The organism is Chryseobacterium turcicum (genome assembly GCF_021010565.1).
Lineage (GTDB): Bacteria > Bacteroidota > Bacteroidia > Flavobacteriales > Weeksellaceae > Chryseobacterium > Chryseobacterium turcicum.
The window spans coordinates 195,396-219,616 of the sequence record NZ_JAJNAY010000002.1 but is presented as its reverse complement, the minus strand read 5'-3'; the positions used below and the strand labels follow the sequence as shown (position 1 = coordinate 219,616).

Below are 24,221 nucleotides of genomic sequence, written 5' to 3'. Positions count from 1 at the left end.
CCCAATTTTGGTTATGAAATCTAGAATGAAATGGCTGCTTCCAAAACAAAACCGCTGAAACCACCATCATTTAAGATACTTGTTGTAGGATAGCCGTTGTATTGTTGGTTGACGTATTCTGCTTTGGCAAGAATGTTTTTAGTCATAAACCAGCCTCCGCCAATATTATATCGTGTAATATCTACTTTGTTTCCGGTTGCCAACTCACCTTTTACCAAGTTGTATCTTCCGCCAAAATAAAGATTATCTTCATTCCCGAATCTGTATAAAACTTCAGCAGCGTACTGATTCCAGGTTCTTCTTTCTGTTTCCAGAAAATTTCTTCCTGATGCGCTTTCAAAAGTTCCAAAAAACTCAAGACCTTTATATCTCACGAAAGGGTTAATCATAAATGAAGTTGTTTTGTTTTTAAAATCCGGTACCACCTGCCCTGATCTGAAGTTTCCAGAAGATGTTGCTGCGGCATTTTCCATCACAAAATAATATCTTGATCCGGCTCTATCGCCATCATAAAAATCAAGTCTTTGCGTGTCTGCAGCATTGTAAACTGATCCTGTTAAACGAACTCGTAAATCATTATTAAGTTGTTTATCATATCCTAATTTAGCATACACTGACGGGCTCGTTCCTCCTGTTGCATTCTGATTAAGTCTTCCGTTGGTAACCCCACCCATTCCGATGAAACCATCTCTTTGGTAGTATAATTCTGCGAAAATCATTGTAGCATAAGCATCCATCAAATAATTTCCTACAAACGGGTTTTGTGTGGTATAAGCATTATCGCTTCTTCTGAAGTGTACATCACCGTAATTAATCTCATCATGACCGAATTTAATGGTCGCATGCTTCATAAAATCACTTAAAAAATCTTTCTGAATGAAATCTAATTTATCAATCTGAATATATCCGCCTTTTACATAAGTTTCATTATGGTGTCTTGAAGACAGGAAGGTTCTTAAATGTAAATTAATACCATCATACAAAGCAACATCTAAATCTAAGTTGGCTGTAGGTAGGTTAAAGTTATTTCCAATATCGTACAATTGTGTTGCTGCATTATTTTGATCGGCTCCGCTTTCGTGTTTTAAACCTTGAAATTGTAAGGCAAAAGCTCCACCTACTCTTACTTTTAGTTTTTCAAAAGTAGTGATAGAATCTTTCGGATTTTCAAACATATTCATTCCTCGCTGATCTCTTGGTTTTAGATTATCTAGTGGAAATTGCTGAGCATTGACGGTACCTGTAAGCATCATTGCGCTTAGTAAACCGATTTTTATAGTCGTTGATTTCATACTGTTTATTTTTTTAGTTTATTTAAAATTATTCTGCTACAATATTCACTTTTACGGTGACTACATCTCCTGTTTTTACTCCCATAAATCCTGGTCTTTCCATTCCGAAGTCTGACAGTTTTAGGGTTTCTGTTCCGTTGATGGTGTACGTGTTTGCATTTTTTACTACCGTTACAGGAAAGGTTACATTTTTTGAAACTCCTGCGATGGTCATTTTTCCATTAAGATTGCTTTTCCCAACCGGAATTGATGTTGCTGTAAAAGTAATGTTGGGAGCCTTGTCAGCTTTTAGAGCAGCGTAGGCTTTATTATTCATCATTTTACCTTTTGTGCTCGACAGATTTTTTACAGGAATGCTAAAAGTTGCATTTGAAATGGCAGTTCCATTTACAGTTCCTGAGAAAGTAGCCGATGATCCGGTCATTTCCCAATCATGAAGTGAAGAGGTTCCATTAATAATGACCGATGTCGATTTTTGATTTATTTTTTGAGCTATTGCTGATTGTGAAATTAGTAAAGTTGCACATACAATTGTTGCATTCAAGAATGTTCTTAAATTTCTCATATTCTTAAAAATTATTGATTATTTTATTAAATGTATATCGTTTTTCGTGTTGTAAAGGTCGAATTACTGTTTAATTATTGCTAATATTTTGATATGATAATAATCTTGTGTTTTTGAATGCTTGAATATTAATCAATAGTTTTAAATAATAATTATGAATTTTATTTGAATGAAATTAACCTAACGAATGTTAGTTAGTATTATTGGCGTTTCTTTGTGAAAAAAATAAATCATGTGAAATGTTGGGTATATTTTTGTGATGAAAGTCAGTGAAATTTTCTTGTCAGTTTTAGCTTGAATCGTTAATTTATTAAGTGAAATAGGTAGAAGTTTAATATCTTTGAAAAGGATTATACAGTATGGATATGTCAACTTGGGAAGAAACTTTAGTATCTATAAAGAGCACAGAATATTTTACCAAACTTTGGGGAAAAGTAGAGCATGAATATGCAACAGAAAAAGTTTTTCCTCCAAAAAATCAAATTTTCAGAGCATTGGATTTAACGGCTTTTGAAAATGTAAAAGTGGTGATTATTGGGCAAGATCCTTATCATAACGATTTTCAGGCAAATGGTTTGTGTTTTTCTGTTTCAGAGCAGGTTAAAGCTCCGCCATCGCTTAAAAATATTTTTACAGAATTAAAAGATGATGTAGGAGTAGAGCGTGCTTCAAAAGAATTAGATGATTGGGCAAAGCAAGGTGTTTTATTGTTGAATGCAACGTTGACCGTTCGTGCGCATTCCCCAAACTCTCATAAAGATTTAGGTTGGGAAAAATTTACAAATTTCATCATTAAAGAAATTTCTGATAAAAAAGAAAATGTGGTTTTCGTTTTATGGGGAGCTTTTGCACAAAAAAAAGCCGAATTAATCAATCCGGCTAAACATTTTATTTTAAAATCTGCGCATCCATCACCTTTTTCGGTATACCGAGGTTTTTATGGAAGTAAACCTTTTTCGAAAATTAATGAATATCTGGCTTCGAAAGGTAAGGAGTTAATTTCTTGGTAATATTTTTTTTAATTATTTTCTTTGCTTATTTCAATTCCTATTTTATACATTCCCGAAAGAGGTTTTGCACCCTTTTGTGATGTTGGGTAAGGGGTGATTTCCTTTAAAGAAATAGTATACCCGTTAAAAGATTGCGTTTTGTGGTAATCTTTACCTTTAACTTCTGCGGTTGATAATTGTAAAATCATGGGTCTGCTTGTGGTGCTCATGAATTCAACATTCGCAACGGCAACTCCTGCCCAAACGCACTGAGTTCCTTCAGGACAACGGCTGTCTTCTGCAATACCTTTGAAAGTAACATTCATTTGGAATTCTGGCAAAAATTTATTTTCGCCTTCACGGAAATAGATAATATTGCCTTCTTTTTTTAGTGGTGTTTCATTCACAATCGTTGCTTGCTTGGGTGCCGTTTGTTTTGTGGTTTCTTTCTGCGCATTACAGTGTATTAAGCTGATAAAGCTCAAACCTACGATTATATTTTTATACATTTCTTTATATGACATTAATAATATCCAAAATTACAACTAAAAGCATTGCAATTCCTACCACTAAACTAAATCCTGTTCCATAAATAAATCCTATAAAAGCACCTTTTGTTGATTTTAATGCTTTATTGATGTCTTTTCTGTCATGCAGAAGTTCACCAATGAAAACTCCGGCAAACATTCCTACCAGAAATCCTAGAGGAATTGGTAAAAATAAACCTACGATGGTTCCTATAATTGAACCTATGCTTCCCCAACGTGTTCCGCCATATTTTCTGTTGGTTTTTGCTGGTATTACATAATTCAAAACTGCCGAAGCAAGAGTCAGAATAACGAATGCCCAAATGTAAAGAATTGAAAGGTCAGAATCTGTTCCGTATTTATAAATTAATAATCCTGCAAGACTTAAAACAAGCCCAGGTAAAACCGGTAAAAAAGTTCCTAAGATTCCTAGGATAAGTAAAACAATACTTAAAAACGAAATTAAAGAATGATCCATATTTGTTGCAATAAAAAAAGTGACTTTGCAGCCACTTTTTAGGTATCAATTTTTGAGCCGATTCTTAAAGATTTAAAATTACGTACTGTAAAATTACTCCTGCATTACCAATGTTTCCTGTAGCATGATTGTGGAAACTTGTATAGTAGATATATCCACTGTTTGTTGGCCCGGAACAAGGTCCCACTGTTGCGCCTAAAGCGACCAAGTAAGGAACTGTAATCGTAGGAACAGAAATACTGATTTGAATATTTCCCGGAAGAGTAATACAAACGGTAGTAAACGTAGAATTCGGAGCATTTCCAATTGGAGTTGTCGGAATTCCGGTTGCTGTAAAATGATTGGTTCTAATCATTAAAGGACTGTTTGATGAGGTTTCTTTAACCAAAACTTCCCAATAAGCAGGATCGTAGTTGGTGATTTTTTGCCAAGCACCTAAATCAAAATCGATATTTAAAGTATTAAATCCTAAAGCAGTTGATAATCCTGCATTGTTTACCGTTGCTGGAATAATTCCTGAAGAACCTGTGTCTGTTGAGCATAGTTTTGTATCGGGAACAAATCCGCCCGCAGGTGAACAATTACTTGTGTAATCTGTTCCTCCTACCAAATAGGAAACATCCCAGTCTGAAGCATAAATACTTCCGCCATTTGCTACAAAAATAGCCAAATTAGCGTCAATTGCAGGATAAAGTGATTGGTTTGCGCTGTAATTTCTAGAGCCACAATTCAGAAAAATAATATCATACTGAGCAATGGTATTGATGTTAGCAAGATCTGCATTGGTAATTAAAGTAGCATTATAACCTAAATTCTGAATAATGTCTTCAATTTTGTCATACGATCCTTTTAGATACGCTATTTTGGCAACCTGATTTAGTTTTGTTTGGTTGGCGTTCAGGTTGACGGTTTCATTATTTTTTACTGTAGTTGCAATTTCGGTACGGAAATTACTACCATTACCAGTTTGGATATGGATGGTTTGGTTTCCAACGGGAGCTTCTAAGGTAAAGTTACCATCAGAATCTGAAATGGTGTGATAAATCTTGTATTTGTCATCAAATGTGAAAATTGATGCGCCTCCAATAGGTTTGGTACCATTTTGGGACATTACTTTTCCTGAAAGTTTACCGGTTTTTACGGTATTGTCGACTTTAACTTCGGTGGGGGTTTCAGAATCTGATCGACACGATCCAAATGATAAGAGAATGATGAAAATCAATAATAAATTGAGGTTTTTCATAAGATATAGTTTTTATGGTTTATAGTACTAAATTAACAATTTTATTATTAATTTGATTTTATTATTGATTTATTTTTATGTAATTATTATTTATGTTTGATTAATTTTGTTGAAAACTCTTATTTGATTAGGGTTGCAATACATCTTAATTTTATTAAATTTGTTATAAATGAAAGACGAAATAAAAGATACCAAGAGTTTTTTTCAGGACATAAGTGAGCAACTTTACATTTACATCAGTAAAATTTCTCCTTCAGGGCTCGATTGGGTGTTTCATCTTATCGTTAAATTGAGTTTATTGGTAGCAATTTTTTTATTGCTGGATTTTATTTTTAAAATCATCATCAATTATATATTCCGTTTTTTTAGAAATGAAAATAGATTTCCTATTTTAAAATCAATTTATCAGTCTAGAATAACAAATTCGGTAGCGCATTTTACGGCTTTGGTTATTGTAGGTTCTATGCACGAATCTATTTTTGTGGGAGCTTTAAAACAGACAACGGTTTTCATTATCAGATCAGTAAATTTAGGACTGGTTATGATTCTTGCAGGAATGTTATATCGCTCTTTGGCGGCATTCAGAAACTACTTTACCATACAACAGGATTTTTACAAGGTAATGGCCATTAATGCGATTTCTGAAACGGTAAAGATTTTAGGGATTTTTATATTTACCATTGTAAGTATCTGTGTGGTTTTTGGGATTAAAGGAACTACAATTGTTGGAAGTTTAGGGGCAATAACGGCAGTTTTGGTCTTAGTTTTCAGAGATACAATTTTAGGTTTTGTAACCGGAATTCACGTTGCTACCTCAAAAAGCTTGAAAGTAGGCGACTGGATCGGAATTCCTAAATATAATATTGAAGGAAATATTTTAGATATCAGCTTATTAACCACGAAAATTGCTAATTTCGACAAAACAATTTCTTCAATTCCAACATACGATTTGTTGACGACTGAGATTAAAAATCTTCAGGTAATGTCTGAGTCTAATACCCGAAGAATTAAAAAATCTATTTTCTTTAATATCAATTCGTTTAAATTTTTGAATAATGAAGAAATTGAACGTCTAAAAGAAATTAATCTTATAGCAGATTATCTGAATGATAAAATTTCTGAAATTAATCAGGAAAAAGAATCAATACAGCATAAAGACAAAATAATTAACGGAAGACAGCTTACCAATGTGGGAGTTTTTAGATATTATGCTCAAAAGTATCTTGAAAATGATCCTGAAATCGATAAAGAAAGCACCATTATGGTTCGTCAGTTGGAAATTACAACACAAGGGCTTCCAATGGAAATTTATTGCTTTACCAACGATTCAAATTGGCAGCGTTTTGAGCAGATTCAGGCAGACGTTTTTGATCATTTACTGGTTGCCTCAAAAGAATTTGATCTTCAGATTATGCAATTAGGATTGCCAAAATAAATATTTTGAATGTGGAATTAAACATTGTTAAGGTTAATTTTAGGCTTAATAATAACCATGCTGCGATTAAAAAATATACTGTAAACATCGTTATTCTGGTATTGAGACTTGCACTCACAGGAAATTAAAAAAAAAATTTATAAAGCCACTTTCGAGTGGTTTTTTTATTTTTGTACTTTAATTAATGAAGGACTCAAATTTTGAGTTTTATTTAATCTATTTGAAACTCTGATTTAAAACCTCAAACTTCAATAATACAATGACAAAACTAAGTGTAAACATTAATAAAATTGCAACTATCAGAAACGCAAGAGGTGCGGAAACACCAAGCGTAACGGAAGCGGCAATTAAAATCCAGGAGTTTGGTGCGCATGGGATTACTATTCACCCAAGACCTGACGAAAGACATATTACAAGAAAAGATGTGTACGATTTAAAGCCTATCGTTCATACAGAATTTAATATTGAAGGAAATCCGCACAGAGAGTTTATTGATATGGTTTTGGAAGTAAAACCGGAACAGGTAACTTTAGTTCCTGATGCTGATGATGCTATTACTTCAAATGCCGGTTGGGATTGCGAAAAAAATATGGATTTTCTGAAATCTGTCATTGCAGAATTTAAAAATGCAGGAATCAGAACTTCAATTTTCTTAGACCCAAATCCTGAAATGGTAAAATTTGCCGCGGAAACCGGAGCCGACAGAATTGAACTGTACACAGAAGCTTACGCTTCAAAATATTCTGAAAATAAAGAAGAAGCCATTAAATTATATGTTGAAACGGCAGTTGAAGCTGAGAAATTTGGTTTAGGCATTAATGCGGGTCACGATTTAAGTTTAGAAAATTTAAAATATTTTGCAGATAATATTCCCAATCTTTTAGAGGTTTCTATAGGTCATGCTTTGGTTTCAGAAGCGTTATATATGGGAATGGAAAATACGGTACAGGCGTATTTGAAGAGATTAGCAAAATGGTAGAATTAGAAACTAGAGGTTAGATATTAGAAATTAGTATTGCAGACTGTTTTACTAGTTTCTAATATCTAACTTCTAAAATCTTAAAAAAAAATATGGAAATTTTACATTCAAAAATATTTGGCGAAAACTTGTCGTCAACACCTCTCTTAGTATTTCACGGTTTATTTGGAATGCTTGATAATTGGGGGAGTTTCGGGAAAGAATTAGGTGAGTTTTTACAGGTTCATTTAATTGATTTAAGAAATCACGGCAGAAGCTTTCATTCTGAAGAGATGTCGCATGATGATTTGGCAGATGATATTGCCAATTATATGAATCATTATGGCATCGAAAAAGCTCATGTTTTGGGACATTCTCTGGGAGGAAAGGCAGTGATGCAGTTTGCAATTAATTATCCTGAAAAAGTAGAAAAATTAATCGTTGTGGATATTTCTCCTAAAGCTTACCCTCCGCATCATCAGGGAATTATCAAAGCTCTTGAAACAGTAGATTTTAATACGGTAAGTTCTAGAAATGATGTTGAAGCAGTTTTAACTCAATATATTCCGGAAAAATCTACAATTCAGTTTTTAGCTAAAAATTTGTATTGGGAAGAAGTTGGTGATAAAAAGAAACTTAATTGGAGATTTAATTTGAAAACACTTTCAGAAAAATACAATCAATTTGTTTCTAATGCGATTAAGTATGGCGTTTTCCAAGGTGAAACATTATTCATTGCAGGAGAAAAATCAAATTACATTTTACCACAGGATGAGTTTTCAATCAAACAGCAGTTTCCAAAAGCTCAGTTTGTGAAAATTAAAAATGCAGCGCATTGGGTGCAGGCAGATAATCCTGTTGATTTTGCAATAGCAGTAAAAGGTTTTTTAAACATCAATAATTAAACGTTTTGTTTATTTGTGAATGTTAAAATTTTCCCAATTATTTTATTTTTGAATATTGTACACTGTTTTGTTGTATATTGGATTTGTTAAATTAATAAATATATTTGTTTATGATAGATTATTTTTTAGTTTAATTTTCAAATTTGATGTGGATGTTTAAATTGATGATTGGTTTTTAACAAAGAATTCATATTTAACAGATTTATATAAGAAAGGGAACTTAGCACGTAGGTTTCCTTTTTTTATGGTTTTAGATAACCTTAATAATTATGAAAATCTAATGAGTTTTGACTTAAAAAGTTGCAAATTTGCAGAAATTGTTTTTCTGTTGAAATTTAACGCAAATCAATTTTTATAAAAATAATATCGACTAAATTTAGAAGGTCATCAATTAGAATCAAATTCATGGTTTTTGTAACAGGAGCAACAGGAATTTTAGGCAGAGTTATCGTTTTAAAGCTTTTGAAAAAAGGTAAAAAAGTACGTGCCGCAAAAAGACCTTCAAGTAACATCAATGAAGTAAAACATTCTTATCAGTTTTATACCGAAAATCCAGATGATTTTTTCAATAAAATAGAGTGGGTTGATGTTGATTTCGACGATATCAATGCTGTTGAATCTGCCTTAAAAGATATTACCGAAGTTTACCATTGTGCTGCAAAAGTAAGTTTTCATCCGAAAGATGAGAAAGAGATGTATCACACCAATATTAAAGCAACCGAAAATCTTCTTTTTGCCTGTGAAAATTCTACCGTAAAGAAATTTCTTCATGTAAGTTCTATCGCAGTGCTCGATTTATTCAATGAAAAAGGAGAACTTGATGAAAATTCAGATTTTAATCCTAAAGAAGAGCATTCGGCGTATGCCATTTCAAAACATCTTTCTGAAATGGAAATCTGGAGAGCTTCTGCGGAAGGTTTAAACACGATTATCATCAATCCCGGAATGATTATCGGAACCGGAAATTGGGGCAAAAGCAGCGGAGATATTTTTCCAACTTTTGAAAGCAATAGTTTTACTTTCTCAGGCGGAACAAGTTATGTTGACGTAAGAGATGTGGCTGAAATCTCAATCAAGCTGATGGAAAACAATACTTTCGGAGAACGTTTTATCATCGTATCCGAAAACAAAAAATACGCAGACCTTGGAAAGCAGATTAGAACAAAATTAGGATTAAAAGAAGCGAAAATTCTTTCAAAAAGTACTTTGGAAATCGGCAGAATTGCCAACTTTCTTTTCGGATGGATTGTTCCGCAATTGAAAATGGCTACAAAGTCAAATATTGAGGCGGTTTCATCTCTTAATGTGATTTCTAATCAGAAAATTAAGGATACTTTAGATTTTAAATTTATTTCGGTAAATGAAAGCATTGATTTTCATCTCAACAATTATATTAACGACAAAAAGCTGAAGAACAAATAATGAATCTTGCAGAGGCAATTATTAAAAAAAATATAGAAAAGCATCCTTTAAAATCGGCAATCGGTTTCAAAAAAAAGGAAGGCTGGAAAGAATTAAGCTGGAAAAAATTTGGCGAAATAGTTTTTAAAACAGCCAATGCACTGAAAGATTCAGGGGTTGAGGAAAATGATAAAGTGGCCATTTATGCTGATAACTCTGCAGAATGGATGATTTTTGATTTAGCAGCGCTAGCAATCGGGGCAGTTACGGTTCCTATTTATTCTACCAACAATGCAGAGCAGGCAGAGTTTATACTGAAAGATTCTGATGCAAAAGTTGTTTTGGTAGGAGACCAAGTACAATATGATGGCTGTCTTGAAATTTTGAAAAAAGAAAGCGACGATAATCACCTTAAAACAATCATCGTTGCTAAAAAAGCAATCTGGATTAAAAAAGAATTTAGCAGTTTTTATCTTGAAGATTTTATTGCTAAATCTTCATTAGAGCTTGATATTATTCCTAAAAATGAAGATGATTTAGCAACACTTATTTATACTTCCGGAACAACAGGAACACCAAAAGGTGTGATGTTGACGCACGGAAATTTTATCAAAGCATTTGATTCTCATTTTGAATTTTTCAAGTTTAAAAACTTTGAAGAAGAGCTTTCATTGGCATTTTTACCTTTAACTCACGTTTTCGAAAGAAGCTGGAGTTTGCTTTGTTTGTATGGTGGAGCAAGAGTTTACTTTTTAGAAGACCCAAAAAATATCGCCAAAGCTTTGGAAGAAGTGAAGCCAACGATGATGTGTGCGGTGCCAAGGTTTTTCCAAAAAGTGTATGCCGGAGTTTTAGAAAAAGCAGAAGAAGGCTCATCTCTAAAAAAGAAAATATTTAACTGGGCTTTAGAAATAGGCAAACAAACCGGAGAGTTAAGAAGAACTGAAAAACAGATTCCTTTCGGATTAAAAATAAAAGAAACTTTCGCAGAATTGCTGGTTTACAGTAAGATTAAAGAAAAAATGGGCGGTAGACTTTGGTTTATGCCTTGTGGTGGCGCTTCTTTGTCACCGGAAGTTACTCAGTTTTTCGAATCGGTAAACATTCATATTACGGTAGGTTATGGACTTACGGAAACCACCGCGACTTTAACGGCATTTCCGTTCACGCAGTTTGAGCATGGAAGTTGTGGAAAACCTTTACCAGGTGTTGAAATTCGTATTGGAGAACAAGACGAAATTCAGGCAAAAGGAAACGGAATTATGAAAGGCTATTACAACAAACCTGAAGAAACCGAAAAAGTTTTTACTCAGGATGGTTGGTTTAAAACCGGTGATGCAGGAAAGTTTGACGAAAAAGGTAATTTATTTATTACTGATAGAATCAAAGATTTAATGAAAACATCCAATGGGAAATATATTGCTCCGCAAATGATTGAAAATTTGTTGACGAATAATAATTTCATCCAGCAGATTGTTTTGATTGCAGAAGGAAAACAGTTTGTTTCGGCTTTAATTGTTCCTAATTTTGAGTTTCTGAAAGATTATCTTACTAAAAAGAATATTCCATTTACCAATTGGACAGAACTTGTAGTAAAGAAAGAAATAATAGATTTCTACAAGGAAAAAATAAACGAAATACAACAGCATCTTTCAGATTTTGAAAAGGTAAAGAAATTTACTTTAATGCCTTCCGAATTTGAAATTGGCAGCGGAGAAATAACTCCGACGCTGAAGGTGAAAAGAAACGTCGTGCTCAAGAAATATGCAGATGTTATTGAGAAAATGTATTAGATTTTATTGATGATTATTTAAACAAAAAATTTATAATGGAAAAAATTATTCCAGATTTATTAAACTATTTTCCTGTTTTAAGTCTTATCATTATTGTTTTTTATCTTTACTTTTCAAAGAAGATTTCAACAGAAAAAGTGAATTATTATTTACTTATAGGCCTTGTTTTTATTATTATAAGTCATGTTTTACAATATTATGTAACTAAATATTTAATAGTAGATTATAGTGTTTCTAATTCTTCTTCAGGAATTAGAAAATGGTATCCTGTGATGAGTTTGGTTGGTGGATTCGGCTATAAACTTATTTTCTACGGAATTATCACCTATTTACTGAAATTTGAAATTCTTAAAAATGATATAAAAAGAGAAAATATTTTTCTTCTTATTGTGTACTCAATTTTAAGTTTTGGGCTGTTTGTTCCATATTGGTTTATTAAAAAAGATATTAAATTCAATGCGAAACTTAGTGTGTGGATTATTCTATTAATATTTTTTCTTTCATGTATTCATGTAAGTCTAATTAGCCTATTTGAATCTTTCTCTCGCTCAAATGAGATATTGATGATTTTGTATTGGCTAGGACAAATTGGTTATGTTACGTGTTTTCTGGTTTGTATTTTTTCTTTACGAAAACAAATTGTAGAAAAATTGAAAGGAATAAATATCAATTCTTTTTGGACATTTTTTATAGGAATAATTTATGTTCAATTTTCACTTAATCAATATATTAAAAAGCACGAGAAATAATTATGAATTACTTTTTAGGAAAAGAAAATTTTACGATACAAAATAAAACAGTTTCAGAAAGCTGTCCTTCAAACATTGCTTTGATTAAATATTGGGGGAAATATAAAGACCAGATTCCAGCAAATCCAAGTATTAGTTATACGTTGAATCATTGTAAAACAAATACTGAAATAGAGTTTTTAGCCAATGAACCATTTTCTGTTCAAACTTTTTTAGCTGGAAATGAAGAAGTGAAATTTGCTGAAAAAATTGAAAAATATTTTAAAAATATCGAGCAGTATTTACCTTGGATTTTAAAAGGGAAATACACCATCAAGACAGAAAATACATTTCCTCACAGTTCAGGAATTGCAAGTTCTGCATCAGGATTTGGAGCGATTGCAAAATGTCTGATGAAATTAGACAAAACTTTTTCTGGGAAAAATTCTGATGAAGAATCATTAACAAAAGCTTCTTTTTTAGCAAGATTAGGAAGCGGAAGCGCTTGCAGAAGTTTGTACAACGGATTGGTTGTTTGGGGCGAATCTGATGAGGTGAATGGAAGTTCAGATTTGTTTGCGGTACAATATCCCAATACAGAAATTCACGATATTTTTAAAGATTTTAACGATTGGGTTTTGCTGATTCATGAAGGAGTGAAAAGTGTTTCTTCAACCGTTGGACATGGTTTGATGAATACCAATCCGTATGCGGAAAGAAGGTTTCAGGAAGCTAGAGAAAATTTTACTCCGATGAAAGAAATTCTGAAAAGCGGAGATATGCAACATTTTATAAAACTAGTAGAGCACGAAGCATTGACGCTTCATGCGATGATGATGATGAGCGACCCTGCATTTATTCTAATGAAAACAGGAACTTTGGAAGTTATCAATAAAATTTGGGATTTCAGAAGAGAAACAGATTTACCATTATTCTTTACATTGGATGCAGGTGCAAATGTTCATCTTTTATTCCCGAATGACGGTTCTGAGGAACGAATAAAATCATTTATTGAATCAGATTTATTACAACATACTCAGAAAAATGGAGTAGTGAAGGATGTGATGAAATTTTAGAATGAAAAAGAAAAAAAGACTTTTACTAATTTGCTTATTGATTAGTTTCTTGTTACTTATCTACCTTAATGTAAATTACAATAAAGGTTTAGTTGTTGGAGCTTGGGGAAGAAACAGAAGCATCAATTGGGGTTGGGATTGGCGAAATCTTTGGCCTTTTTAAAATATAAGAGCGGACTTTTGGTTCGCTTTTTTTGTCTATGCAAAGTTTCATTGATTTTTGTTAATCAATTTTATTAGTTTAAAGTAATAAAAAATCCAGACTAAAAAATTAACCCAAGGAATAATGATAACATATTCCTCATTCGAAAATTCCGAAAGACTTGCGAAAATTAAGAGTAGGTAAAGAAAATATCCTGCAAAAAATGTTATAAAAACTAGGTATTTGTTTTTTCTGATTTGTTTGAATAAGATTAAAAATGCAAATAAATTGATGAATGCTATCAGTATTTGAATTCCTATTGCAATTCCGTATTGTAATCCTCCAAAACAATTCATTTTTGGTCTGCCATCTTCATAATGATTCGGAGTTTGAATATCAATTATGATTAAAAATCCAATCATAAAAAGACTTCCTACCAAAAAGCTGATAAGCAAACCTGAACCTATTATTTTTGCAATTTGTTTTTTCATATTACATCAGAACCAATTTATGTTTTAATATGATATCGATTTGAAAATCATGGTATTCCTGTTTCAAATGTACTTGCTTTATTTTAATAAAAATGAATAATTTAACTTAAACTAGATATTATTGATTTTCAGCTATAGAAGATAATACTTTTTCACGCAAAGTTTTTTATATAAAATAATCTTGATTTTTAGGAGCAAAGAGTTGCGACAATTCGCTGATTAAGCTAGCTTCATAAAATCAATTTTATTGATTCATTCTTTACTCCTTAAAATCAGAGGTATATTATCTAAATCTTTGCGTTTAAAAATTTAAATTTATTGTTTTTAAGGTTAAGACACATATTATTAAGTTTTCACAATTAACAATTTAAAAATTAAATAATTGCTTTTGAATCCACGTTAATTTATTGCATTTAAAATATTTAGCATCAATTTTGCAAAGCAAATGATAATTCAATTGTAAACAATTCAAATTTATCACCAATATGAAATTCAAAAATATTGCGTTTCTGAGCACTTTTTCAATCTACCTCAAAGATAAAAGAAAAACGCTTTTCTTGTGTTTTTCTATTTTTTTTATCATTGTTTTTATGTTATTGAGTTTTTCTGTGATAGATTCATCTCCAAAATCCTGGGATCTTCTCGTTTCTCAGGAATTACAGGAAGACCCAACTGCACTTTTGGATACGTTGATGAAAAGTTTCAGTTGGTTGGGAACGGTTTATGTCGCTGCTATTATGGTGATTGCGTTTTCGATTATTTTCTTTGTCTTTAAATACATCAGAGAAGGTTTTTTTGTTTTGTCATGTCTTTTATCTGGTGGCGTGAGTTATGTTTTAAAAACATTAATTGACCGCCCGAGACCAACAACAGATTTTGTAAGAATTGTTGAAGAAACGCACTACCAAAGCTTTCCCAGTGGTCATGTTTTATTTTATACAGCTTTTTTCGGAACATTGATGGTGATTGCTATTTCTTCGAGCATCTTAAAATTATATATGAAAATAATAATCTCAATAATTTGTGCGGTAATGATTGTTTTGGGAGCTGTTTCACGTATTTATTTGGGTGCACATTGGTTTACAGATGTGATTGGTGGATTTATCGTTGGAGTTCTCTTTGTGATGTTGACAGGAAGTATTTACCTTAGAAGTAAAAAGAAGCAGATTCAGTAAGAGTCTGTGATAAGTTTTTATTAATTTAATTCTGTATGATTGCTTTTTGATTTTTTTAATCGTTTTCTATATAATTCTCGCAGATTTTGCTGATTTAGCAGATTAATATCTCTGCTTTTAATCCGCTAAATCCGCGAGACAAATTATTTTCATATTATCTAAGATTAATTATCAATCTTCAGTTACGACTGCATCACGCTCTCCATCTTCTTTTTTTCCTTCTTCAATCATTTCTTCTGCTTCAGCAATTTCTTCAGAATCTGCCTGTTCTACACGCTCTTCCTGATCATCATTGTGATGGTCGATGAAAAATTCACAATAAACAGGAAGATGATCTGAACCAAAATTTTCTAAGGTTTTTAAATCTTTAATAAAGATATCTTCACTGTGAAACATCAGGTCAATAGGAAACCTGAAAAGCTTATATTTTGCATGAAAAGTAGACACAAAAGCGTGCCCGACTCTGGGGTCTATCAAATGACTTATTTTTTTGAAAAGAATAGATGATTTAGACCATGCAACATTGTTGAAATCTCCCACCACAATCACCGGCTTTTTGATTTCGGTCACTCTTTTGGCAACGCTGAGGATATCGCCGTCTCTTTCTTTTGACGTTTCTTCTTCAGTCGGACTTGGTGGTGGTGGATGTACCCCAAAAAAGACAAATTCAAAACCATCTTCAGTCTTCAAATGTGCTTCAATACTAGGAATATCATCGGCTACAAAGTAATGCGTCTTTGAATCTTCAATTTTCATTTTAGAATAAAAATGCATTCCATAAGTGTTTTCAAGGGTAACTTTATGTTGATACGGATACTCTTTTTCTAAAACCTGCAATGCTTTTTCCCAGTCGCCATTGCTTTCCATTGTTAAAAATATCTCAGGCTTATTTTTATTGATGAGACTAATAAATTTCTCAAAATCGGTATTAAACTGATACACATTGGCAGAAATAAAATGATATTTTTTTGAAGACTTGCTAGTTTGCGGATGTTTTTTGACTTTATAAAGTGGAGTATATTTAATTAAAGTAATCCCGTGATAAATAATCATGGAGAGCAATAAACCTTGCAGATACCAGAAATACTCTGTTTTTACGATGATAAAACCTAATGCAAATGTGATGATTGTAAAATAAGTAATCTGAATTTTACCAAAATCGGGAAACCGAAAAACCCAATGTGAACTTGGGATTTTTGGTAAAACTGTTAATATCAATAATAAAGCGCTTATAATAAGGTAAGTTTCCCACATATTTCTTAAGGTATAAATAAAAATAAGATATTTTCAGGTAATTTCGTGCCAGTTTTAATGTAAACAGTGATGTTGAACCAAATATTTGTTAATTTTAAGCTTTAAAAACTCATATTATGAGAAAATTATATATCGTACTATTGTTTTTAGGTTCTTTTTGCTTTGCTCAAAAATCGGAAAATGATGCCATAAAAGAATGCGTAGAAAAGCTTTTTACAGGCATGAAAAATGCGGATACTATCATGATAAAATCTGTTTTTGCAGAGGATGCTATTTTACAAACCATAACAAAAAATGACTTGGTAAAAACAGAAAAACTGCAAAATTTCTTATCTTCTTTTTCTAAACTATCAAAGAATGATGTAGATGAAAAGATTAGATTTGAAGCCATTCATATCGATGGTAATCTGGCGAGCGTTTTTACACCGTATGAGTTTTATTACAAAGGGAAATTTTCGCATTGTGGAGCCAATAGTTTTCAGCTGGTAAAACAAAATAATACCTGGAAAATTCAATATTTAATCGATACAAGAAGAACGAACTGTAATAAATAATTAAAAAATGAAAATTCATCATATTGCCATCATCTGCTCAGATTACGAAGTTTCGAAAAAATTTTATACAGAAATTTTAGATTTAAATATTATCCGTGAAGTTTATCGTGAAGAAAGACAATCTTATAAGCTTAATTTAGCCATCGGTGAACATTATGTGATTGAATTATTTTCTTTTCCAAATCCTCCAAAACGCCCTTCAAGACCAGAATCTTGTGGTTTAAGACATTTAGCTTTCTCTGTAGAAAATGTCAATGAAAAACGGGAAGAATTAATTCAAAAAGGATTAAACTGTGAAGATATCCGAATTGATGAGTTTACCGGAAAAGAGTTTTTCTTTACACAGGATCCTGATGATTTACCTTTAGAATTTTATGAAAATTAATATAATTCGTAGATTATCACTTATCACTTATCACTTATCACTTATAATTAGTGCGCATAACCCGCAAAGAAGCTAATCGCCATAATTGCCAAAACAATTGAAGAGATGATCACATAAACGTAATCTTTTTCTTTAAGGTAACCGATTAGTGCAAAAATAATCCTCATCAAAGGCGTGAAAATAAGCATCAAAATTCCTAGTTGAATAATGGCCATGCCTTCACCTTTGCAAAGTGTTTCCCAAAAATGGCTCCAGACTTTATCTGAAGACGTTCCCATATCGAGAAGCTTATATTTTCTGGGCATTTCAAAACCTTCCATGAAAAGTTTAATAAAACCAATCAGCGATGTGACAACCGATAAGATAACACCCAAACGAAGGAGATTCCCAACAGAACGGTTAAGATCAACATCTGTAAAATCTTTTCTCATGAGAAATTGCTTCTAATACCGTTATACATCATATAAACTGAAAGAATTGTAATCACAATTGCGAAAAATGTCTTTAGCTTTTTTGTTTTTGAAACCATTAAAGTTTTAGACCCTATAAAACTTCCAACCACAACACCCACCAAAACGGGCGCTACAATAACAGGAATGATTTCTCCTCTCTGGAAATAGATTAATGAACTTGCCACTGCAGTTACACCAATCATAAAGTTACTGGTGGTTGTAGAAACTTTGAAAGGCAGTCTCATCATATTATCCATTGCCAAAACTTTCAGAGCACCAGAACCGATACCTAAAAGTCCAGACATTGCTCCTGCAAACATCATCATAAAAAATCCCGGAATGGTATTTCTTGCTGCATAGCTTTTCAAAACACCTTTATCAGGAAAAGTTCCGTAGAGTTTGAGTTTATCTTCCAGACTTCCTTTTATCAAAGGTTCCTGATGGTCGGGTTTTCCTTTAAGATTTAAAATAACAGTAAGCAAAAGAATACTTGCGAAGATAATCCCGATGGTATTAGGATTCAACATTCCTGAAACCAAAGCTCCCACAATTGCTCCTGCCGTGGTGGCAATCTCGAGAAACATCCCGATTCTCATATTGGTAAAGCCTTCTTTCACAAAAGCAACGGCGGCTCCGGAAGAAGTTCCGATTACCGAAATTAACGAAGCACCAATTGCATAATGCATAGGAACACCGAAACCAAGCGTTAATAAAGGGATAATGATAACTCCACCTCCCAAACCTGTGAGTGAGCCTAAAAGGCCGGCTGAGATAGCGCCAAGAAAAAGAATAATAATCTCCGACATGCTACAAATATAAAACTATTGCGGTTTTCAGGCAAACATTAACTCAAGATTATTTTTTGCCGTATTTTTGCAAAAATAAAAGTGAAAATGAAGTTATTTTATATCATCCTCGGTGCAACGCCAAAAGGCAGAAATATAGAACAACATGATGTTTTCTTTGGGATTGCAGAAAGCCTCAAAGATTTGGTTCCGGATATGAAAGATTTCTGGGAAGAAGCCGATGGGAAAATTCATCTCGACTGTTATCAGGAAGTGAAATTTGCGGATGGTTTTGAAGTGAAAATTGTAGAAAAAGGCGAAGAGACTTCAGAAAATCAATTGTATTTTATCAATTTAGGTGGATATAAAAAAGGATACTTTGAAGAGTTTCATGAGCAGCACTTGATGGTGGGAACTTCAATGGCGGATATTGTGAAAAAAGCCAAGCAAACCGAATTTTATAAAACAATGGGGTTTGAAGGTGCCGTAAGTCATATCGACGATAAACATGGGGTTGATATCGATGATATTTTTAATGTGAATGATATTCTCCCAGAAAAAATGAAAGAAAAATACTCGATTGTTTTAGTGAAATCTGATGTCGAAAATCAGGAAAATCCGATGGGATTGGGATATTTGAAAATTGATAAGATTCAATAAAAAGTTTAAAATCTAATAGAAAAAATAAAAGTAAAAATGAAAATAGGAATTTTAGGAGGCGGACAGCTCGGAAGGATGTTGATTCAGGAAGCGCTGAAGTATGATGATGAGTTTTACACGTTAGACCCAGCTTCAGATGCGCCTTGTCACAATATTTCGCATTTTACGCAAGGTAGTTTCAATGATTATGAAACGGTCCTTGATTTCGGAAAAGATAAAGATGTGGTAACGATTGAGATTGAACATGTAAACGCGGATGCTTTGGCTGAACTTGAAAATCAAGGGATAAAAGTGGTTCCGAATTCTCAAATCATTAAAATCATTCAGCAGAAAATTCTTCAGAAGAAGTTTTACGAAGAACACCATATTCCAAGTCCTGAATTTGAAATTATGGATGGAAGTTCAGACGAAATAAAAATGCCACTTCCTTTTGTGCAAAAAATGAATACCGGTGGTTACGACGGAAAAGGAGTTCAGGTTATCAGAACTAATGAAGACATGAAAAACCTTTGGATTAAGGATTCTGTTCTTGAAAAATTGGTTGATATCGATAAAGAACTTTCAGTAATTGTTGCTAAAAATGAAAACGGAGAAACACAGATTTTTCCTGTGACGGAAATGGTGGCAGACCCAAAACTGAATTTGCTTGATTTTAATATCTGTCCGGTTTTATTAGAGGAAAGTATTGAAGAGCAGATTGATTCTATTACAGAGAAATTTTTAAATGCAGTTAATTCTCCAGGACTTTTCGCCATTGAATTATTTTTAGATAAAGAAGGGAAAGTTTGGGTGAATGAAACGGCGCCGAGATTGCACAATTCCGGTCATCAAAGTCAGGAAGGAAATGCCAATTCTCAATTCGAACAAATGTATCGTGTGGTAAAAAATCTTCCTTTAGCTGATACAGACGCAATTATTTACAGCGGAATGTTGAATTTAGTCGGTGCAGATGGATTTTCAGGAAAAGTAATTTATGAAGGAATGGAAGAAGTTTTAAAACTACCTGAAACCTACATTCATCTTTACGGAAAAACAGAAACCAAGCCCGGTAGAAAAATGGGACACATCAATGTTTTGGCAGATTCGAGAGAAGAGCTGATGGAGAAATTGGTTCAGGTAAAAGCGATGGTAAGAGTGATTGCTTAAAATATTTCTTTACATATATTGGAAAAGACTGCTAAAAAGCAGTCTTTCTTATTTTGAATGAATTTTCGGCAAATCAATCGCCCATTTTTTCTCTGTCGAGTTCCATAATAAATAAGGACCACCTAAACCATCATCATAGATAAGTTCGTAATTTCCAGTTTCATCTTTGTTGTAGATTGGTTTTGTAGGATTGTCTTTTTGTAATCCCAATTGCTCTAAAGTCTGCCAATCGTTGACTTCAGGGAGTTTGTAGCTATTTTTCCGATAATTCTCAATGTTCTCAACAATTTCGTTTCCGGTTTTAATATCAGATTTTCGGGTGATTTCTATGCGGAGATTCCAATAAACTGTAAATGATATCATTATTAAAACGATGAGAGATATAGAAATGATGAGCGTTTTTTTTATTATTTAATATCTTTTGATTTTATAAGAAGACTATCTTTTTTATAATTATAAATCATATAACTACCTAAGGCAGGAGAATAAACTGAAAATTCTTCAAGTTTTGTAAACGGAGCATATAACTTAAAAGTACAAATGTCTGTTGCTGAGATAAACGGATTTGTTTTTAAATGACTGTGAGTTGACATTGTCACTGTGCCTCCTTCAGGCATTGAAGTCATTGCAGGTATTAATCTTGAGTGAAATTTTTTATTTGATATAATATTTCCTTCCTTATCAGTGATGAATAAATAATCATTTCCAAAAGGAATTATATTAGATTCTGAAGCGCCTGTAATAAGATAATTTTTGTAATTTTCTTCAAATGGAATCGTAATTATATTCAGGCTATAACCATTAGGAGCAGTGACTTCATATTTTGAATCTGATAATTGTAAAATTAGTTTTGAACGTATATTTTTTAAATTATTTTCGTTTAAAGTGAGATTTCTTTGAGATAGATTTTCTTTAATAGGTTTTTTAGAAGCGTTTTTAAAAGAATATTCTGCAATAACCAAATTATTTTTTTTATTTAAAATCACTGTTTTTACAGTATCATTTATTTTGTATGTAAGATATCCTCCAAAATTGGCTTTTATTTTTTTATTTTCTTGCGCCAAATCTGTAGATTGCCATGACGAACTTTCGAGTGAAAAAAGAAGATTACCTTCAGTTTTTATGGAATCAAGCTTTTTTATGATTTCAGCATCAGTAAATTTTGTAATTTGAGCTAAAAATAATGTTGATATTAAAATAAAGCTTAGTGAGAATATGTGTTTCATGATATTAAAAATTTAGGTTTTAGAAAAGGATTCAATAAAAAAAATGGTGAGAAATTTAGTTTTCCAATTGTTTGTTAAATCCCATTGTTATATACTCAATTTCTCTTTTGCTAGGTTTTCTTTCTTTAATTTCTTCCCAAATATTTAAAGCATCTTCCACGTTATTTACACCTATTTCATAATTCCCTCGTCCCCATTTGTAAAGAGCAATTCCCATTTTTGTAGAGAAGATGCCAGGTTTTACTTGAATTCCGTCATTTTCATGACCTTTTATTTCTGTGAAAAAATCTAATTTTCCTCCATTATGGGTTTCTTTAATGACTATTTTTTTTAAAAGTGCTTTATCGTCAAATTTAGTTTGATTAGCTTCTCCTTGATTAAGATTTTTTTTAGCAATAAGCTTTTTAACTTTAGCTTTAATTTCCTTAGTACTTATAATAGATAAGTTTTTATTATTGAAAAATAAGATATTACCATCGATTTTTGCTCTTTTATCAAATTTTTGTTCAATAATTTCTTTAGCTCGATTTTCTGTTATATCTCCTTTTATATCTGCGGGAAATACTTCGTTAGCCCCAGTTGCGGGGTCTATTACAAAAAAGACCATCTCTGATTTTTCCGCCAACATAATCATTTTTACAGGAGATAAATTTTTAACAACAAGAAAAAAATCTGATGGAAGTTTGGTTGCAGCTAATTCTATCTCATCTAAAGATGGTTGTTCAGTAATAAAGACTGATGAGTTTTTATTACTGATATTATTGGCTAAAGTATAATAGTTAGAGTTTAATACATAATCATTTACTTTTTCTTCAGATAAAGTAAGGGAATTGAAAACTGGATTTCCATTCTTATCAGTTTGACTGAATAGATTCAATGATAAAAGTGAAATAAATAATGTAATAATTTTATTCATAAAAGTAAGTTTTGTGTAATGTTTTATGCTTTTTCCTCAATCTTTTTCTTTTTAAAAAGTTCAGGATTATAATTAATTATAAAAACACCTGCAATAATTAATACTGCTGCAATGATAAATTTAGCTGAAATTTTTTCATCTAAAATCAACCAGCTTAAGAAAATAGAAATAATCGTATTGACATAAGCCAAAATGGAAACCTGCACCGGAGAAATTTTTGTTAATGCATAATGAAAGGCGAAAAAAGCAGCCACAGAACCGAAAACAGCAAGATAAAGCATCGCAGAAATACTTTTTATACTCCAGTTTTCAAAATTATAAGATTCTGAGAAAAGGAAGGCAAAACAAAGTTGCACAACTCCGGCAAAAAGAAATTGATAAAAAAGATTTAGGGTGATATTTTTACTTTGAAGATTTAGTTTTTTAGTGAAAATAGTTCCCGATGCCCATCCTAAAATGGCGGCAAAAAGGAAAATAATGCCCATTAGATAATCAGGGTTTGATAAATCGTTCAGCCCGTCCCAAAATATAAAAAGTATCCCGCTGAAACACATGATAATCCCCAGTAAAGCCCGAAAGCTGAATTTTTGTAATCCAAAAGCCACACTTCCTAAAAATACTGCGATGGGTGAGCAAGCACTCATTAATGAAGCCAAACTACTCGTTACGGTTTCTTCGGCAACAGTGGTCATTCCGTTGGCGATAACGAGCATCAAGGTTGAAAAAATAATTTGATAACCGAGGTTTTTCCAGCCAATCCATTTAAGGTCTTTTCTATACAAGAGTATCATTAACATTATTATCGCCGCTAAAAACTGACGAATTCCTGCCACAAACCACGCAGGAATGGTTTCTACAGCTACACGAATGGATAAAAATGTAGTTCCCCAAACAATGGCTACAGTGAGGATGGCGAAAGTAAGTTTGTAATTTTTCAAAATAGGGTGAATCGTCTGCAAATATAAAGATAATGAAGCAGAAGATGTGGGTACAGAATAACTGAATTTAGAAGTAACAGAATTGGCAATTCACTTTTTTAAAATCCTTATCTTTGAGGTCTAATAAAATTGAAAAAATGGTAGGAATTATTATGGGAAGTCAGAGCGACTTACCGATTATGGAATTGGCAGCTAATTTTCTAAAAAGTTTAGACATTCCTTACGAGCTGACTGTAGTTTCTGCTCACAGAACTCCGGAAAGAATGTTTGATTATGCAAAAACAGCTAAAGAAAGAGGTTTGAAAGTAATTGTTGCCGGTGCCGGAGGTGCTGCTCATCTTCCGGGAATGGTGGCTAGTTGTACTACTTTACCCGTAATTGGAGTTCCTATACTTTCTAGTAATTCTATTGACGGTTGGGATTCGGTATTATCAATTTTACAAATGCCGGGTGGAATTCCGGTGGCAACTGTTGCACTAAACGGTGCCTTAAATGCGGGGATTTTAGCTGCGAAAATATTAGGAAGCGGAAATGAGGAAATTGCAGAAAAACTACAGGTTTACCAGGATACTTTAAAAGATAAAGTTTTGGGAACGGTAGATGATATTAAAGCAAAGCATCCTAATCAATACGATAATTAATTTGTGATTGAGAAATTGTCAATAGTGAATTTTACTTCACTCAATAATTGACTTGTCATCTTTACA

28 protein-coding genes are annotated in these 24,221 nt (G+C 32.4%); 15 read left to right on the top strand and 13 right to left on the bottom strand.

The genetic code is table 11. The features are described 5' to 3' along the window. Nucleotides 1-20: 20 nt before the first annotated feature. Both LO744_RS15750 and LO744_RS15745 read right to left on the bottom strand, forming a co-directional pair. Nucleotides 21-1,292, bottom strand: a complete 1,272-nt coding sequence (locus LO744_RS15750; protein ID WP_230671021.1) for a hypothetical protein — start codon at nt 1,290-1,292, stop codon at nt 21-23. Between the two features lie 28 nt (nt 1,293-1,320). Further along, nucleotides 1,321-1,857 carry a YceI family protein gene (locus LO744_RS15745; protein WP_230671020.1) on the bottom strand — a complete coding sequence of 179 codons (537 nt, stop codon included), beginning with the start codon at nt 1,855-1,857 and terminating at the stop codon, nt 1,321-1,323. A gap of 359 nt (nt 1,858-2,216) precedes the next feature. On the opposite strand from LO744_RS15745, the gene LO744_RS15740 reads away from it, so the two are divergent. After that, nucleotides 2,217-2,867: a uracil-DNA glycosylase gene (locus LO744_RS15740; protein ID WP_230671019.1), complete on the top strand. Its 651-nt coding sequence runs from the start codon at nt 2,217-2,219 to the stop codon at nt 2,865-2,867. Between the two features lie 8 nt (nt 2,868-2,875). Here the strand turns inward: LO744_RS15740 and LO744_RS15735 are convergent, their stop codons facing one another. The 3 genes from LO744_RS15735 to LO744_RS15725 all read right to left on the bottom strand — a co-directional run bounded on the left by LO744_RS15735 (nt 2,876) and on the right by LO744_RS15725 (nt 5,094). After that, entirely contained in the window at nt 2,876-3,355 is a 480-nt protein-coding gene (locus tag LO744_RS15735) for a hypothetical protein (RefSeq protein ID WP_230671018.1), read from the bottom strand. Between the two features lie 4 nt (nt 3,356-3,359). After that, a complete protein-coding gene (locus LO744_RS15730; RefSeq protein WP_230671017.1) occupies nt 3,360-3,851 on the bottom strand; it encodes a DUF456 domain-containing protein in 492 nt (163 codons plus the stop codon). 64 nt (nt 3,852-3,915) lie between these two features. Then, on the bottom strand, nt 3,916-5,094 hold the full coding sequence (locus LO744_RS15725) for a carboxypeptidase-like regulatory domain-containing protein (protein WP_230671016.1): 1,179 nt from the start codon (nt 5,092-5,094) through the stop codon (nt 3,916-3,918). A gap of 169 nt (nt 5,095-5,263) precedes the next feature. Between LO744_RS15725 and LO744_RS15720 the strand changes: the two genes are divergently transcribed. From LO744_RS15720 to LO744_RS15685, 8 genes are all read left to right on the top strand, one after another. Next, the gene (locus LO744_RS15720) at nt 5,264-6,529 is read left to right on the top strand and encodes a mechanosensitive ion channel family protein (RefSeq protein ID WP_230671015.1); all 1,266 of its coding nucleotides are present in this window, start codon (nt 5,264-5,266) and stop codon (nt 6,527-6,529) included. A 259-nt stretch (nt 6,530-6,788) separates the two neighbouring features. After that, nucleotides 6,789-7,508 carry a pyridoxine 5'-phosphate synthase gene (locus tag LO744_RS15715; RefSeq protein ID WP_230671013.1) on the top strand — a complete coding sequence of 240 codons (720 nt, stop codon included), beginning with the start codon at nt 6,789-6,791 and terminating at the stop codon, nt 7,506-7,508. Nucleotides 7,509-7,600: 92 nt separating this feature from the next. Beyond that, nucleotides 7,601-8,392, top strand: coding sequence for an alpha/beta fold hydrolase (locus LO744_RS15710; protein ID WP_230671011.1), 792 nt, complete (start codon nt 7,601-7,603; stop codon nt 8,390-8,392). A 405-nt stretch (nt 8,393-8,797) separates the two neighbouring features. Beyond that, nucleotides 8,798-9,814 (top strand): NAD-dependent epimerase/dehydratase family protein, encoded by a 1,017-nt coding sequence (locus tag LO744_RS15705; protein ID WP_230671009.1) that lies wholly within the window; start codon nt 8,798-8,800, stop codon nt 9,812-9,814. After that, the gene (locus LO744_RS15700) at nt 9,814-11,586 is read left to right on the top strand and encodes an AMP-dependent synthetase/ligase (protein ID WP_230671007.1); all 1,773 of its coding nucleotides are present in this window, start codon (nt 9,814-9,816) and stop codon (nt 11,584-11,586) included. Before LO744_RS15705 ends, LO744_RS15700 begins: the two co-directional genes overlap by 1 nt. Before the next feature lie 35 nt (nt 11,587-11,621). Further along, the gene (locus LO744_RS15695; protein WP_230671006.1) at nt 11,622-12,335 is read left to right on the top strand and encodes a hypothetical protein; all 714 of its coding nucleotides are present in this window, start codon (nt 11,622-11,624) and stop codon (nt 12,333-12,335) included. Beyond that, nucleotides 12,335-13,390, top strand: coding sequence for a diphosphomevalonate/mevalonate 3,5-bisphosphate decarboxylase family protein (locus LO744_RS15690; RefSeq protein WP_230672530.1), 1,056 nt, complete (start codon nt 12,335-12,337; stop codon nt 13,388-13,390). The genes LO744_RS15695 and LO744_RS15690 overlap by 1 nt, the downstream gene beginning before the upstream one ends. 1 nt (nt 13,391) lies before the next feature. Next, on the top strand, nt 13,392-13,553 hold the full coding sequence (locus tag LO744_RS15685; RefSeq protein ID WP_230671004.1) for a hypothetical protein: 162 nt from the start codon (nt 13,392-13,394) through the stop codon (nt 13,551-13,553). 47 nt (nt 13,554-13,600) lie between these two features. Here the strand turns inward: LO744_RS15685 and LO744_RS15680 are convergent, their stop codons facing one another. Continuing rightward, complete coding sequence (locus tag LO744_RS15680) at nt 13,601-14,023, bottom strand: hypothetical protein (protein ID WP_230671002.1); 423 nt, start codon at nt 14,021-14,023, stop codon at nt 13,601-13,603. 485 nt (nt 14,024-14,508) lie between these two features. On the opposite strand from LO744_RS15680, the gene LO744_RS15675 reads away from it, so the two are divergent. Next, nucleotides 14,509-15,198 (top strand): phosphatase PAP2 family protein, encoded by a 690-nt coding sequence (locus LO744_RS15675; protein ID WP_230671000.1) that lies wholly within the window; start codon nt 14,509-14,511, stop codon nt 15,196-15,198. Between the two features lie 171 nt (nt 15,199-15,369). Here LO744_RS15675 and LO744_RS15670 read toward each other — a convergent pair whose 3' ends face one another. After that, entirely contained in the window at nt 15,370-16,452 is a 1,083-nt protein-coding gene (locus tag LO744_RS15670; RefSeq protein WP_230670998.1) for an endonuclease/exonuclease/phosphatase family protein, read from the bottom strand. Between the two features lie 116 nt (nt 16,453-16,568). Here LO744_RS15670 and LO744_RS15665 point away from each other — a divergent pair, with 116 nt between their 5' ends. Together LO744_RS15665 and gloA2 are read left to right on the top strand one after the other, a co-directional pair. Further along, nucleotides 16,569-17,006 carry a nuclear transport factor 2 family protein gene (locus LO744_RS15665; RefSeq protein WP_230670996.1) on the top strand — a complete coding sequence of 146 codons (438 nt, stop codon included), beginning with the start codon at nt 16,569-16,571 and terminating at the stop codon, nt 17,004-17,006. Nucleotides 17,007-17,013: 7 nt separating this feature from the next. Continuing rightward, complete coding sequence (gene gloA2 / locus LO744_RS15660; RefSeq protein WP_230670995.1) at nt 17,014-17,391, top strand: SMU1112c/YaeR family gloxylase I-like metalloprotein; 378 nt, start codon at nt 17,014-17,016, stop codon at nt 17,389-17,391. 47 nt (nt 17,392-17,438) lie between these two features. Here gloA2 and LO744_RS15655 read toward each other — a convergent pair whose 3' ends face one another. Together LO744_RS15655 and LO744_RS15650 are read right to left on the bottom strand one after the other, a co-directional pair. Beyond that, nucleotides 17,439-17,822 (bottom strand): DUF1634 domain-containing protein, encoded by a 384-nt coding sequence (locus tag LO744_RS15655; protein ID WP_230670994.1) that lies wholly within the window; start codon nt 17,820-17,822, stop codon nt 17,439-17,441. Beyond that, a complete protein-coding gene (locus tag LO744_RS15650) occupies nt 17,819-18,649 on the bottom strand; it encodes a sulfite exporter TauE/SafE family protein (RefSeq protein WP_230670993.1) in 831 nt (276 codons plus the stop codon). The genes LO744_RS15655 and LO744_RS15650 overlap by 4 nt, the downstream gene beginning before the upstream one ends. Nucleotides 18,650-18,736: 87 nt before the next feature. Between LO744_RS15650 and LO744_RS15645 the strand changes: the two genes are divergently transcribed. Together LO744_RS15645 and LO744_RS15640 are read left to right on the top strand one after the other, a co-directional pair. Continuing rightward, nucleotides 18,737-19,288 carry a DUF1543 domain-containing protein gene (locus LO744_RS15645; protein ID WP_230670992.1) on the top strand — a complete coding sequence of 184 codons (552 nt, stop codon included), beginning with the start codon at nt 18,737-18,739 and terminating at the stop codon, nt 19,286-19,288. Nucleotides 19,289-19,324: 36 nt separating this feature from the next. Beyond that, a complete protein-coding gene (locus LO744_RS15640) occupies nt 19,325-20,434 on the top strand; it encodes a 5-(carboxyamino)imidazole ribonucleotide synthase (protein ID WP_230670990.1) in 1,110 nt (369 codons plus the stop codon). A 48-nt stretch (nt 20,435-20,482) separates the two neighbouring features. On the opposite strand, the gene LO744_RS15635 is transcribed toward LO744_RS15640, so the two are convergent. The 4 genes from LO744_RS15635 to LO744_RS15620 are packed head-to-tail and all read right to left on the bottom strand — an operon-like array spanning nt 20,483 to nt 23,514. Next, on the bottom strand, nt 20,483-20,797 hold the full coding sequence (locus tag LO744_RS15635) for a hypothetical protein (protein WP_230670989.1): 315 nt from the start codon (nt 20,795-20,797) through the stop codon (nt 20,483-20,485). A gap of 44 nt (nt 20,798-20,841) precedes the next feature. Continuing rightward, nucleotides 20,842-21,660: a hypothetical protein gene (locus LO744_RS15630; protein ID WP_230670988.1), complete on the bottom strand. Its 819-nt coding sequence runs from the start codon at nt 21,658-21,660 to the stop codon at nt 20,842-20,844. Between the two features lie 55 nt (nt 21,661-21,715). After that, a complete protein-coding gene (locus tag LO744_RS15625) occupies nt 21,716-22,576 on the bottom strand; it encodes a hypothetical protein (RefSeq protein WP_230670986.1) in 861 nt (286 codons plus the stop codon). Nucleotides 22,577-22,599: 23 nt separating this feature from the next. Beyond that, complete coding sequence (locus LO744_RS15620; RefSeq protein ID WP_230670985.1) at nt 22,600-23,514, bottom strand: DMT family transporter; 915 nt, start codon at nt 23,512-23,514, stop codon at nt 22,600-22,602. Nucleotides 23,515-23,651: 137 nt separating this feature from the next. Between LO744_RS15620 and purE the strand changes: the two genes are divergently transcribed. After that, a complete protein-coding gene (gene purE / locus LO744_RS15615; protein WP_066676194.1) occupies nt 23,652-24,155 on the top strand; it encodes a 5-(carboxyamino)imidazole ribonucleotide mutase in 504 nt (167 codons plus the stop codon). Nucleotides 24,156-24,221: the final 66 nt, after the last annotated feature.

Excerpts from the sequence above, each read along its gene's own strand:
- LO744_RS15750 (WP_230671021.1), bottom strand. The coding sequence starts at position 1,292 with ATGAAATCAACGACTATAAAAATCGGTTTACTAAGCGCAATGATGCTT.
- LO744_RS15745 (WP_230671020.1), bottom strand. The coding sequence starts at position 1,857 with ATGAGAAATTTAAGAACATTCTTGAATGCAACAATTGTATGTGCAACT.
- LO744_RS15740 (WP_230671019.1), top strand. The coding sequence starts at position 2,217 with ATGGATATGTCAACTTGGGAAGAAACTTTAGTATCTATAAAGAGCACA.
- LO744_RS15735 (WP_230671018.1), bottom strand. The coding sequence starts at position 3,355 with ATGTATAAAAATATAATCGTAGGTTTGAGCTTTATCAGCTTAATACAC.
- LO744_RS15730 (WP_230671017.1), bottom strand. The coding sequence starts at position 3,851 with ATGGATCATTCTTTAATTTCGTTTTTAAGTATTGTTTTACTTATCCTA.
- LO744_RS15725 (WP_230671016.1), bottom strand. The coding sequence starts at position 5,094 with ATGAAAAACCTCAATTTATTATTGATTTTCATCATTCTCTTATCATTT.
- LO744_RS15720 (WP_230671015.1), top strand. The coding sequence starts at position 5,264 with ATGAAAGACGAAATAAAAGATACCAAGAGTTTTTTTCAGGACATAAGT.
- LO744_RS15715 (WP_230671013.1), top strand. The coding sequence starts at position 6,789 with ATGACAAAACTAAGTGTAAACATTAATAAAATTGCAACTATCAGAAAC.
- LO744_RS15710 (WP_230671011.1), top strand. The coding sequence starts at position 7,601 with ATGGAAATTTTACATTCAAAAATATTTGGCGAAAACTTGTCGTCAACA.
- LO744_RS15705 (WP_230671009.1), top strand. The coding sequence starts at position 8,798 with ATGGTTTTTGTAACAGGAGCAACAGGAATTTTAGGCAGAGTTATCGTT.
- LO744_RS15700 (WP_230671007.1), top strand. The coding sequence starts at position 9,814 with ATGAATCTTGCAGAGGCAATTATTAAAAAAAATATAGAAAAGCATCCT.
- LO744_RS15695 (WP_230671006.1), top strand. The coding sequence starts at position 11,622 with ATGGAAAAAATTATTCCAGATTTATTAAACTATTTTCCTGTTTTAAGT.
- LO744_RS15685 (WP_230671004.1), top strand. The coding sequence starts at position 13,392 with ATGAAAAAGAAAAAAAGACTTTTACTAATTTGCTTATTGATTAGTTTC.
- LO744_RS15680 (WP_230671002.1), bottom strand. The coding sequence starts at position 14,023 with ATGAAAAAACAAATTGCAAAAATAATAGGTTCAGGTTTGCTTATCAGC.
- LO744_RS15675 (WP_230671000.1), top strand. The coding sequence starts at position 14,509 with ATGAAATTCAAAAATATTGCGTTTCTGAGCACTTTTTCAATCTACCTC.
- LO744_RS15670 (WP_230670998.1), bottom strand. The coding sequence starts at position 16,452 with ATGTGGGAAACTTACCTTATTATAAGCGCTTTATTATTGATATTAACA.
- LO744_RS15665 (WP_230670996.1), top strand. The coding sequence starts at position 16,569 with ATGAGAAAATTATATATCGTACTATTGTTTTTAGGTTCTTTTTGCTTT.
- gloA2 (WP_230670995.1), top strand. The coding sequence starts at position 17,014 with ATGAAAATTCATCATATTGCCATCATCTGCTCAGATTACGAAGTTTCG.
- LO744_RS15655 (WP_230670994.1), bottom strand. The coding sequence starts at position 17,822 with ATGAGAAAAGATTTTACAGATGTTGATCTTAACCGTTCTGTTGGGAAT.
- LO744_RS15650 (WP_230670993.1), bottom strand. The coding sequence starts at position 18,649 with ATGTCGGAGATTATTATTCTTTTTCTTGGCGCTATCTCAGCCGGCCTT.
- LO744_RS15645 (WP_230670992.1), top strand. The coding sequence starts at position 18,737 with ATGAAGTTATTTTATATCATCCTCGGTGCAACGCCAAAAGGCAGAAAT.
- LO744_RS15640 (WP_230670990.1), top strand. The coding sequence starts at position 19,325 with ATGAAAATAGGAATTTTAGGAGGCGGACAGCTCGGAAGGATGTTGATT.
- LO744_RS15635 (WP_230670989.1), bottom strand. The coding sequence starts at position 20,797 with ATGATATCATTTACAGTTTATTGGAATCTCCGCATAGAAATCACCCGA.
- LO744_RS15630 (WP_230670988.1), bottom strand. The coding sequence starts at position 21,660 with ATGAAACACATATTCTCACTAAGCTTTATTTTAATATCAACATTATTT.
- LO744_RS15625 (WP_230670986.1), bottom strand. The coding sequence starts at position 22,576 with ATGAATAAAATTATTACATTATTTATTTCACTTTTATCATTGAATCTA.
- purE (WP_066676194.1), top strand. The coding sequence starts at position 23,652 with ATGGTAGGAATTATTATGGGAAGTCAGAGCGACTTACCGATTATGGAA.